The sequence below is a fragment of the Ruegeria sp. YKSF57 genome (assembly GCF_059612585.1).
Genome location: NZ_JBXWQW010000082.1, coordinates 1 through 11,178, shown reverse-complemented (window position 1 = coordinate 11,178; position 11,178 = coordinate 1). Strand labels below are relative to the sequence as shown.

The 11,178-nt window shown below is 59.0% G+C and carries 7 protein-coding genes, 1 tRNA gene and 1 pseudogene; 6 read left to right on the top strand and 3 right to left on the bottom strand.

The features are described from left to right. Positions 1-15 precede the first annotated feature (15 nt). Both AC2FLX_RS21155 and AC2FLX_RS21150 read left to right on the top strand, forming a co-directional pair. Entirely contained in the window at positions 16-198 is a 183-nt protein-coding gene (locus AC2FLX_RS21155) for a DNA gyrase inhibitor YacG (RefSeq protein ID WP_496810826.1), read from the top strand. A 79-nt stretch (positions 199-277) separates the two neighbouring features. Beyond that, a tRNA-Phe gene (locus tag AC2FLX_RS21150) sits at positions 278-352 on the top strand. A 214-nt stretch (positions 353-566) separates the two neighbouring features. On the opposite strand, the gene AC2FLX_RS21145 is transcribed toward AC2FLX_RS21150, so the two are convergent. Further along, a complete protein-coding gene (locus tag AC2FLX_RS21145; protein WP_496810825.1) occupies positions 567-1,490 on the bottom strand; it encodes a LysR family transcriptional regulator in 924 nt (307 codons plus the stop codon). 96 nt (positions 1,491-1,586) lie between these two features. Here AC2FLX_RS21145 and AC2FLX_RS21140 point away from each other — a divergent pair, with 96 nt between their 5' ends. Next, positions 1,587-2,819, top strand: coding sequence for a urate hydroxylase PuuD (locus AC2FLX_RS21140; RefSeq protein ID WP_496810824.1), 1,233 nt, complete (start codon positions 1,587-1,589; stop codon positions 2,817-2,819). 17 nt (positions 2,820-2,836) lie between these two features. Here AC2FLX_RS21140 and AC2FLX_RS21135 read toward each other — a convergent pair whose 3' ends face one another. Continuing rightward, positions 2,837-3,667 (bottom strand): class I SAM-dependent methyltransferase, encoded by an 831-nt coding sequence (locus AC2FLX_RS21135; RefSeq protein ID WP_496810823.1) that lies wholly within the window; start codon positions 3,665-3,667, stop codon positions 2,837-2,839. A gap of 262 nt (positions 3,668-3,929) precedes the next feature. Between AC2FLX_RS21135 and AC2FLX_RS21130 the strand changes: the two genes are divergently transcribed. Both AC2FLX_RS21130 and AC2FLX_RS21125 read left to right on the top strand, forming a co-directional pair. Next, on the top strand, positions 3,930-5,735 hold the full coding sequence (locus AC2FLX_RS21130; protein WP_496743666.1) for an autotransporter assembly complex protein TamA: 1,806 nt from the start codon (positions 3,930-3,932) through the stop codon (positions 5,733-5,735). Then, positions 5,732-9,838 carry a translocation/assembly module TamB domain-containing protein gene (locus AC2FLX_RS21125; protein ID WP_496810822.1) on the top strand — a complete coding sequence of 1,369 codons (4,107 nt, stop codon included), beginning with the start codon at positions 5,732-5,734 and terminating at the stop codon, positions 9,836-9,838. Before AC2FLX_RS21130 ends, AC2FLX_RS21125 begins: the two co-directional genes overlap by 4 nt. Positions 9,839-10,085: 247 nt before the next feature. On the opposite strand, the pseudogene AC2FLX_RS21120 reads toward AC2FLX_RS21125, so the two are convergent. After that, positions 10,086-10,190 (bottom strand): annotated as a pseudogene (locus tag AC2FLX_RS21120) (transposase domain-containing protein); the annotation flags it as partial. A gap of 46 nt (positions 10,191-10,236) precedes the next feature. On the opposite strand from AC2FLX_RS21120, the gene AC2FLX_RS21115 reads away from it, so the two are divergent. Further along, complete coding sequence (locus AC2FLX_RS21115; RefSeq protein WP_496810821.1) at positions 10,237-10,398, top strand: hypothetical protein; 162 nt, start codon at positions 10,237-10,239, stop codon at positions 10,396-10,398. Positions 10,399-11,178 lie beyond the last annotated feature (780 nt).

Genomic DNA, 11,178 nt, shown 5'->3' with positions numbered 1-11,178 from the left:
GGCGGAGGTGCTGAAATGAGCTGTCCGATCTGTGGTGACGAGACGACGACAACCTACCGCCCTTTCTGCTCGAAACGCTGTGCGGATCTGGATCTGGCCAAGTGGCTGAACGGCTCATACAGCTTGCCGTCCGAACGTGAGGACGACGTGGAAGAGGCGGTCGAACCTCGCACTTCAGCGTCCGAACGCCCGCATTGAAAAAATGTCAAAAAGCCTCTGGACACCGCCTGTGGCAAGTCATAGAAGGCCTCCACCCAACGGCAAACACCGTTCCCGTGCCCGGGTAGCTCAGGGGTAGAGCAGTGGATTGAAAATCCTCGTGTCGGTGGTTCGATTCCGCCCCCGGGCACCACTTAAATCGAACAGAGTCAATTAGTTGTATTCGCTGTTAGCGAATGAGCACCCGACCCAAATCTTCTTGGGTATCATTCGGGTATCAATCTCGGCATGCCACTTGTGGAGCTTTGCGACCCGTAAGAAGCATATGCGCGTTCCCGCTTCTTTCTGGTTAAAAATACCCCGGGGTGAATTGCCCGAAGGGCAAGAGGGGCTGCGCCCCTGCCCGTTCAGACCGCCTTGGCTTCGGCGTCGCGCACGACCTGACCCAGGCGCTTGGTCATGAATTCCATGAAAAGGCGCGTTTTGGGATCCTGGTGACGGCGGTGCGTGTAAAGGCAAGCCATCTGTACCGGAACGGGCGGGTTATCCTGCGCAACCGGTATCAGTCGACCCGCTTTCAGATGCTCGGCGATCTCAAAGACGGGTTTCATCGCGATCCCCTGTCCTGACAGCGCCCAATCGGTCAATACGTCGCCGTCGTCGCATTCGAACCGGCCCGAAACCGCGAAGCGCCGTGGCCCGTCAGATGTCTGCAGCAACCACTGGAATTCCGTCGCCCCCGGAAAACGCAGATTCAGGCATTCGTGCTTTTCCGAGATCAGCGCGGCACCGTTTGCGGGGTTGCCGCGACGTTTGAGGTAGTCGGGTGCAGCGCACAACACCCGCTGGCAATCTGCGATCTTGCGGATGCGCAAGTTGCTGTCCTCGGGCTGGCCGATAAAAAAGGCCAGATCCAGACCTTCGGTGGTCAGATCGATTGTCCGATCCGTCAATCGCAGCCGTACATCGATCTCGGGATACTCCGACAGGAACTCCGGCACCTGTGGTGCCAGCAGTCGTCGACCGACCCCGAGAGGTGCCGCAACGAAAAGCGAGCCGCGTGGCGCTTCGGTCAGGTGCATGACCTGAGCTTCGGCCTGGTTCACCGATTCAAGGACAGCTACCGCGCCGGGATAGAAGGCCCGCCCTTGTTCGGTGGCGGTCAGGTTGCGCGTCGTGCGCTGGAAAAGACGCACGCCCAGATGATCCTCCAATTGGGAAATCCGGGCCGAGGTCACCGCCGGTGAAATGCGCAGGTCACGCCCGGCGGCGGACATGCTGCCCAGTTCATAGACCCGGACGAAAGTGCGGATATTATCGAGATAGGACATCTTTTCGGAAATTTTTGATACAGCTTGGCAATTAACAGGAATACCGAATAAATCAGCATTTGCCTAGTCTGGCGTCAACAAATCGGAGAATTTGCCATGTATGACTATGTCGCGTTCTGGGACTGGGCCGCTTTCGCAGTGCGCTGGCTGCACGTGATCACCGCCATTGCCTGGATCGGATCATCCTTTTATTTCATTGCTCTGGACCTCGGCCTGCGCAAGGCGCCCGACCTGCCGCCCGGTGCGCACGGTGAGGAGTGGCAGGTTCATGGCGGCGGTTTCTATCACATCCGAAAGTTTCTGGTGGCCCCTGAGCAGATGCCCGACCATCTGACCTGGTTCAAATGGGAAAGCTATTCCACCTGGCTCAGCGGGGCCGCGCTTTTGATGCTGGTCTATTGGGCCGGGGCCGAGCTTTATCTGATCGACACCGCCAAGGCCGATCTGGCGGTCTGGCAGGCAGTCCTGATCTCTGCCGCCTCGCTGACCATCGGCTGGCTGGTTTACGATTTCCTTTGCAAATCCGGTCTTGGCGAACGCCCGACCCTGCTGATGGTTCTGCTGTTTGTGCTGCTGGTGATCATGGGCTGGGGTTACAACCAGATCTTCACCGGCCGCGCCATGATGCTGCATCTGGGCGCATTCACTGCCACGATCATGACCGCCAACGTGTTCTTCATCATCATGCCGAACCAGCGCATCGTGGTGGACGACCTGAAAAACGGCCGCACCCCCGATCCGAAATACGGCAAAATCGCCAAGCTTCGGTCGACCCACAACAACTATCTGACCTTGCCGGTCGTGTTCCTGATGTTGTCGAACCACAATCCTTTGGCCTTCGCGTCCGAGTATAACTGGATCATCGCAGCGCTCGTCTTCCTGATGGGGGTCACGATCCGGCATTACTTCAACACCACCCATGCCCGCGCAGGAAACCCGACCTGGACCTGGCTGGTCACGGCGCTGCTGTTCCTTGCCATCATGTGGCTGTCTACCGCCGCGCCCGTATACCAGCCGCTGGATGACGAAGAGGCACAGGCACTGACCCCGTACGAGCAGCGTTTTGCCGCTGCGGACGGGTTCAGCGAGGCGCATGACGTGGTGCTGGGCCGCTGTTCGATGTGCCATTCGCGCGAGCCAGTCTGGGAAGGTATCCTGTGGGCGCCCAAAGGCGTGTTGCTGGAAACCGAGGCTGACATAGCCCGAAACGCCAAGGCGATTTATCTGCAAGCGGGTCTCAGTCATGCCATGCCGCCCGCAAACGTCACCTTCATGGAACCCGAAGACCGTTCCGCCATCATGCGCTGGTTCCGAGCCGCCGGCGGGTAATCCCGCACCCACCGCGATCAGGTGGGCATCCGGGCCCAGGCCCCGAAGGCCAGAAAGTCCACCGCGATGGTGTCGGTCCCGTCGATCTCGTCGCTGAGCCGTTGATCGAGAGTTTCAATATCAACCTCTTCTTCGGTGGCGACCCCGTATTCGATCATCTTGGGCAGCATGACCCGCGTCATCATGGCCCAGGAATACGACGACCCCGGCGTGTCGATGATCGCTTCGGCCAGAAGGTTCGGCTTCCTCAACCCGGCGGCCCGAAAGGCCGAATAGAGTTTGTACCCCATGCTGGTCTCTGCGCCTGATCGCCGGAATGTTTCCCATAACCAGCCACTGACCTTTTCACGCAACGGCAATCGGGGATGGCCCATGGCGGGAACCGACAGGTCGTGTTCGTGAAAGGCAACGATGCCGCCGGGGCGGACTCGAGTCAAAACCGCCCTGAGCGCTGCGGGAACATCCGGTTGATACATCAGGACGAGTCGCCCCACCAGCGCGTCGAATTGTGTATCGCCACCATCCACCTCACGGAAATCGGCGGCCCGAAACGTTACGTTCCCGAGTTTCATTGAATCAGCCCTGCTTCTGGCGGCGGCTATCGAGTTTTCTTCCCGATCCACGCCAAGAACCGATCCCTCGGGTCCCACAATCTCGCGTACCAGCATCGACACGTCACCCGCGCCACAGCCGATGTCCAGCACGTTCATTCCGGGACCAATCCCCGCCTGCAGAAACAGCCGTCTGGTGAACGGGTCGATGAAATCGGATTGGCTTTTCAATCGAAGATGTTCGTCCTGCGTCGCCCCAAGAACATAGTCCGGGTCGGTCTTGTTGAGTTCAGCCACGCTCCCCCCTTTCCGAGGCACTTGCAAAGCCTCGATGTGATGTCAGTCTATCACATATCGTCAGTTCCATGACCGACAGGGGCAGTCACTGGTGCTTCTTGCCATATCGCCGATGATTGTCGAACCCGGTTCATTGCGCCGTCGCGGCCAATTTCCCTTTTCATCGCTGGCTTCAAGTGCTCTAACTATCGGAAATAGAGCGGTGGGACTTCCATACCGCAAAGACTTTCTCAGGCAGGTTCGAGCGTTCGGGGGCCAGGCAATGAAGTTCAACAGACCGTGGATTGCCCTGAAATCCGGGCTGATCACGATCTGCGCTTTGGCGCTTCCCGACCTTGCTTTTGCCCTTGACACCACCCTGACCGCGCCCGGCGCCTCGAAAGAGCTGCGCAAGCGGATCGAGGAGACCTCATCGGTCCTGACCGCCGAGGCGCGCGGGCTGGATACGCCGATCGAACTGTTGTCCGCCGCGCTGTCCGACTATCGCACCCTGGTACAGATCCTTTATGACGAGGGCTTTTTCAGCCCGGTTGTCAATATCCGGCTGGATGGGCGTGAGGCGGCGGACATCGATCCGTTGAACACGCCCAATCAGGTCAACCGGATCGACATCGCGGTGCAGACCGGCCCCCCCTTCCGTTTTGGTTCCGCCGAAATCGGCCCACTTGCGGATGGCACAGTCCTGCCAGACGAGTACAAGCCGGGTGGCGCAGCTTCGACCGGCGTGATTCAAGACGCCGCCACAGGCGGAGTGCGCGCGTGGAAAAACGACGGCCACGCCAAGGCCAGCGTCGGTGGACAACGGGTCATTGCCCGCCATTCCGAGGCCCGGCTGGATTCGGATATCGAATTGCTGCCCGGACCGAAACTGACCTTTGGCCAGATGTTCATTCATGGCAAAAGCGACGTTCGCCCCGAAGCCATCGAGAAAATTGCCGGCTTTCCAACCGGCGAGGTGTTTTCACCCGCACAGGTGCAAAAGGTCGGCACCCGCCTTCGGCGCACCGGAGCCTTCAGCGTCGTATCCCTGCAGGAAAACGAAAACCCCAACCCTGACGGCACGCTTGATTTCGATGCCACATTCGAAGACATGCCCAAACGGCGCTTCACCTTTGGGGGCGAGATATCCTCGAACCAGGGGATCGACGTCAGTACCACGTGGATGCACCGCAACCTCTTCGGCAATGCCGAACGCTTCCGGTTCGAAGCCAGCGTGCGCAACATTGGCGGAACCGAGGACATCGATGGACGCATTGGCCTGCGTCTGGATGAACCGGCGCGGCTGGGTCCGGATGACAGCACATTCTACATCGCGCAGTTGGAACGTCGGAACAGGACGCATTACAACGTGACACTGGGCCAGTTGGGCTATGGTGCGCGCCGCACCTTTTCTGACCGGCTCTATGCCGAAGCCTGGCTTGGACTGCACTATTCCGATTCCGACGACGCTTATGGCGACGGCCGCAAATTCCGCTACTTCATCCTTCCCTTCCGGTCAGAATGGGACCAGCGCGATAGCAGGGTCAGCGCCACAAAGGGGTTCTATCTGGATGCGCAGGTGATGCCTTTTGCAGGGTTTTCCGGGGCGCAATCGGGGATGCGTGTCTATGCTGATGGCCGGGGTTACTGGGATCTTGGCACCGGCGGCGCGCTGGTGCTGGCGGGCCGGGTGCAGATCGGTTCGGTGATGGGACCGTCGGCGGATGCCGTGACCCCCGACTTTCTGTTCTTTTCGGGTGGCGCGGGCACCGTGCGCGGGCAGCCTTTCGAAAGTCTCGGCATTCCGGTCGGCAACGAGGTCGCGGGCGGGCGCGCGTTCCTGGGCCTGTCCGCCGAAGTGCGCGGGCGAGTCACCGAAAACCTGTCGCTGGTCGGCTTCTATGATTTCGGCGCGGTGGACAGCAACGCCTTTGCAACCGGCAACACCAACTCTCATTCCGGAGCCGGTATTGGTGTACGCTATGACATCGGCGGTTTCGGTCCGCTCAGATTCGACCTGGCTTATCCGGTGTCCGGCGATACCGGCGAGGGGCTGCAATTCTATATCGGGATCGGACAGGCGTTTTGAAGCACACACTGGCATATCCCCTTGTCATCGCCTGTGTTTTCGGCGTGGCCTCTCCTCTTGTCCGGGCCCAGTCGCAGGATCAGGCGGAAGAGGGTGAAGGCGGTCTGTTGGCCAACTTCCTGCAGGACACGTTGTCGACCGATTCCCGTTACATCAAGGTGCGCGGGCTCGAAGGCGCGCTCAGCTCCAAGGCGACGATCCAGCAGATTACGGTATCTGATGAGGACGGCGTCTGGCTGACCATCGACAATGCGGTGCTCGACTGGAACCGACTGGCGCTATTGCGAGGCCGTTTTTCGGTCAACGAACTGACGGCGGCGGAAATCAGCGTCGCGCGCGCGCCCGAACCCGTGCCCCCCGACCCGGAACTGCCCAGCCCCGAGGCCCAGCCCTTCCAGGTGCCGGAACTGCCGGTTTCGGTCGAGATCGGAAAGATCGGCATCGACAAGCTGGCATTGGGAGAGCCGCTGCTTGGGTTGGCCGCCGACCTGTCCCTGACAGGTGCCCTATCCCTCGCGGACGGTGAGTTGGATACCGATCTCGATATCACCCGGCTTGACCGGCCCGGTGACACGGCCAGCCTGACCGCCAGTTTCCAGAACGAAAACAACACCATCGGCCTGGATCTGAAAATCGTAGAAGATCAAGGCGGCCTGATCTCGAAAGCTCTGAAAATCCCTGGCGAACCGCCGCTGCTTGTTACCGCCAAAGGCGACGGCCCGGTGACGGATTTCACCGCCGATCTTGGCCTGACCAGCGATGACACCCAACGGATCGCAGGGCAGGTCCGGTTGCGCGGTCTCGGCGCAACGGCAACGGATGACTCTTCGGGTATCCGCTTTACCGCCGATATCGGTGGTGACGTCACACCATTGTTGGCCGAGGAGTTCGACCCGTTCTTCGGCACCGAAACCCGCCTGTTCGTTGATGGACGTACCAAAGCTGAAGGCGCGTTCGACATCCCCGAGTTTGAAGTGACAACCGAAGCATTGCATTTGTCCGGCGAACTCAGCCTTGCTGCGGGCGGCAAGCTGAACAAAGCCGCACTACAGGGGCGGATCACCCCGCCCGGCACTCAACCGGTCGTCCTGCCGATTGCCGAACCACGCACCACACTGGACGCGGCACAGCTTTCCCTGCTTTACGATGCCGCCAACGGTGACCTCTGGGATCTGAGCTTGACCGCACGCGATCTGGAGACACCCGAGCTGAAACTGGGTCGCGCACGCCTTACCGCGCAAGGCACATTCTCGCAGGGCGATGTGCCCGAACTCGATGGCGACCTTCAGGCCCTGCTTGACGGCATCGCCTTCTCGGACCCCAGCCTTCAGGATGCTATCGGCAACCGCATCACGCTGGATGGCCTGTTCGGACTGACCGGAGAGCAGAGCCTCAAGCTTTCGAATTTCGAACTGTTCGGGTCTGATTACACGCTGTCAGTGGACACGGTCATTGACGGGTTGAACTCCGGCTTCGAGATGGACGGATCGGCAGCATTGACCGCATCGGATCTGTCGCGATTCTCGGGCCTCGCAAATATGGATCTGGCGGGTGAAGTTATTGCCAGACTGGCTGGCACGGGATCACCCCTGGGCGGCAGCTTTGACGGCCAGTTGGAAATGCAAGGCCGCAACCTCGCCACGGGTCGTGCCGACATCGACCCTCTGATCATTGGCGAGACAACCATTGCTCTGGACGCAGTGCGCGATAGCCAGGGTCTGACCATCCGCAAGGCAACGCTGGCTGGCACGGCGTTAAGGGCAGAAGCGGCGGCCAAAGTCTCGCAACCCGATGGCAAACTGACCGTTGACGGGAATGCTAGGGTCAACGCTCCGGACCTGTCGGTGTTCTCGGCACTGGCCGGGTATGATCTGGGCGGCGCGGTGGACGCTTCGGTCACGGGCAAGGGTACGCCCGAAACGCTTGAATTCGATGGTAAGGCCGAAATCACCGGCCAGAACCTGAAAACCGGCCTGACCGAGATCGACCCGGTAATTGCCGGTCAGACCCTCATCTCGCTGGACGCCGCGCGAACGGGCGATCAGATCGTCGTTCGCAAGGCCGTCGTCAATGCCGACGCTCTGGACGCTGACGTGGTTGCAACCGTAACCGACCCCACCGGGGTCATGTCTGTCGAGGGTCAGGCCCAACTCGACGCGCCTGATCTTTCGGTTTTTTCAGGTCTTGCGGGGTTTGATCTGGGGGGCTCCATCACCGCCGATGCGCAGGGCAGCGCAACCGTGAAATCCCTCCTGTTCGATCTGAAACTCGACGTTAAGGCCAGCGATCTGAAAACCGGCATCGAAAAAGCGGACGCGCTGATCGAGGGCCGAACGACGCTGACCATGGACGCCTCCCGCGATGCGCAAGGTTTGGATATTCGCACCTTCAATCTGGACGGCACCGCGCTCAGCGCCAGCGCGAAGGGCGATCTGCGTGAAGAAAATGGCAGCCTCACGGTGGAGGCCGCGCTGGACAATCTCGCCCGGGTTTCTTCGACCATTACCGGCCCGCTGACCCTCAATGGGGATGTCACGCCAACCGGCAAAGGCATAAAGGGCGACATTCGCCTCACTGGCCCCGACACCTCCTTTGCCCATCTGGTCGGCACGGCGGAAACAAAGGGGGACGCAGATTTCGATTTTGACGCCCGCCTCGACCGGATCGAGCGGTTCTTGCCGGAATTTCCCGGTTCTGCCACTGCCAAGGGCAACGCCAAGCGCAAGAATGGCGTCTGGACAGTCGATGCCAGCGCCGCCGGCCCGGCCAATATCGAAACCAAGGTCGCGGGCACGTTTGACGAAGGCACCGGCCTGGCCGACATGTCGGCGACAGGCGGCGTCAATATCGGCATCGCCAACCGGTTCATCACGCCGAACAAGATCGCGGGTTCGGCCCGATACGATCTGGCCCTCAAAGGTAACCCCGGGCTTGACGCGTTGTCGGGAACGATTTCCACATCGGGCACCACATTCGCCATTCCCAATGCGGGGCAAACACTCACCAACATCGGCGGCACTGTCACACTGGCCAGCAGCCGTGCAACCCTCGCACTGAACGGTCAGGGGCGGAACGGCGGTGGCTTTTCCGTCTCGGGGCCGGTATCGCTCAATCCGCCCTTCGACGGACAGATCTCCACCTCGATCAACCAGTTTGTTCTGACAGACAAACTGCTTTACGAAACCACCCTGAACGGTCAGATCGTGATGTCGGGGCCATTGGCCGGCAACAGCGCTCTGGCCGGGCAGATTGAGTTTGGCGAAACCAACATCAACCTCGCCGCCGCCTCGGGTGCGGTGGGTGCGGCCCCGATCCCGCCGATGCAGCATGTCGGCGAAAGCGGCCCTGTCTATGCCACGCTGGAGCGCGCCAATCTGATCAAAACCGGCAATGGACAGGACAAAAGCTCTCGCATTTCATTGGATATCAGCCTGAACGCACCAAACCGCGTGTTTGTGCGCGGGCGCGGTGTGAACGCGGAACTGGGCGGCAAACTCCATATCGGCGGCTCCACAGCCAAGGTCGTGCCATCCGGCCAAATCGAACTGATCCGCGGCACCTTTGACATTCTGGCCAGACGCCTGAACCTGACCAAGGGGCTGGTCACCCTTCAGGGCAACCTGACCCCCTATCTGGAATTCGCCTCGACCGCGACCACATCCGACGGCACCGCCACCATCGAGATTTCCGGCCCCCTGAACGCCCCCGAGATCGAAGTCTATGCAGACCCGGAACGTCCCGCCGAGGAGGCCTTGGCAATGCTACTCTTTGGTAACGAATTCTCGCAGCTGTCACCTTTTGTGATTGCCCAGATGGCGGCCTCCCTGGCGCAACTCAGCGGTGTGGGCGGCGACGCCACCAAGGGTGTCCGTGAAAAGACCGGCCTCAGCAATATCGAACTGGCCCCGGCATCCGGCGGCGGCGGCTTGCTTGGCGCAGGCGGGTATCTGGGCGAAAACCTTTATACTGATTTCACCGTCAACACCCAGGGCGAAACCGAAGTGAATCTGAATCTCGACGTTACCGACAATTTGACCGTCCGTGGCACAGTGGACGGCAACGGCGAAACAGGGATCGGCGTTTTTTTCGAGCGCGACTACTGAAGTCCGGAGCTTTGTCGTCGCTGCAGAGCGGTTGCTCAACAGTCACCCGCCGTTGTTGCGAAACTCGCGTTTGAGGCGTGAAGACCCTTACCCTGCCGACGTCATGCCACGCGTTTGATTTCGGCGGTTCATGAGGGCGATGCGGATGCGGATTTCTGCGGTCTGGGTCTCTTGCCGCAATGCGCTCGCCAAAGGCCTTCAGGCAGCGCGTCCTCGCCTTAAGCGGTGGCCGAAGACCGCTGGGCATTCAGCTTGACTGCTTGAAGTTCCAGAGGAGGAAGTCGTCGATTTGGTTCTTTGGATGTCCTGCTGCGATGGCTTCGAGAGTGGCCTTGAGATAGGCGAATGGTTGAGACCGCCTGGAAACCCAGGCAAACGGAAATGCGGGCAGTTTCGTGGTGTCATTCGCGGTCACCTCTGGCCGGGGCAGCGATGGTGTCGCCGAGGTATTTGTCAGGTACCTGCCAACCGGGCAGGTCGCCTGGGTCCTTCAGGATGGTGCCGACCTGAACTCGATCATGATAAAGACAGCCGACGGGCTGTTTGATCTGTTGGCCTGATGTGATGAGGGATCAGGAGATGTTCATTCCATCATATCCTCAAGATTCTGGTCTGTGGTTGAAACGCGAGCATATCCGATGATCATGCCCCATGATGACAAAAACCGATCCTATGCCCCAAACGTTTTGTCACGGGTTTTTGGAACAGCCAACAGCTTGATTGTTCGTGCGGAGATTGAGCGTGACAAAAACGACCGTTTTCCAGTACCTTCCAGACTAGGGCTTTTTGAGATTCGATGAACTGAATGCTTATGATACTGCAACGAATTTTTATCCCGCTACTCCTTGCACTTCTGGCAGTAGCTTGCTTTGCTCTAAATCAAGATGTCCCACGAATACTCTCTGGAGTAGATCAAATAACCCAACCAAACCTATTTAGGTTTCTCAACTCCCTACTGTGGACGGCAATTATTTCAGTAGTTTTTGCATCAGCCTTTTCTCTTTCCTCAAGCCACAACAGATTTATTTATTATTCTTGCTCTTTCCTATTTTTCATTCTGTTTTTGGTCTCTTTACAGGCATGGAAGGTAGATACTTATGATATGTTTGCTCATCTAGATAGTGAGCGCTCCATATTTAATATCACCTCAACCGCCCTTTTAGCTTTACTCGCAATTAAAACAAAACAACCAAAAGTCAGGAATTCAATATGAACATTGAGCTATATTGTGAACTACTCCCCAATGTTTGGACAGGTTTTGGCGTAGTTTAAGCTACTCTTTGCTCCTGCTGATCGGTTTGGGTTTCTTCTTTTCTCAGCCAATAGACCACGGCTGGGGG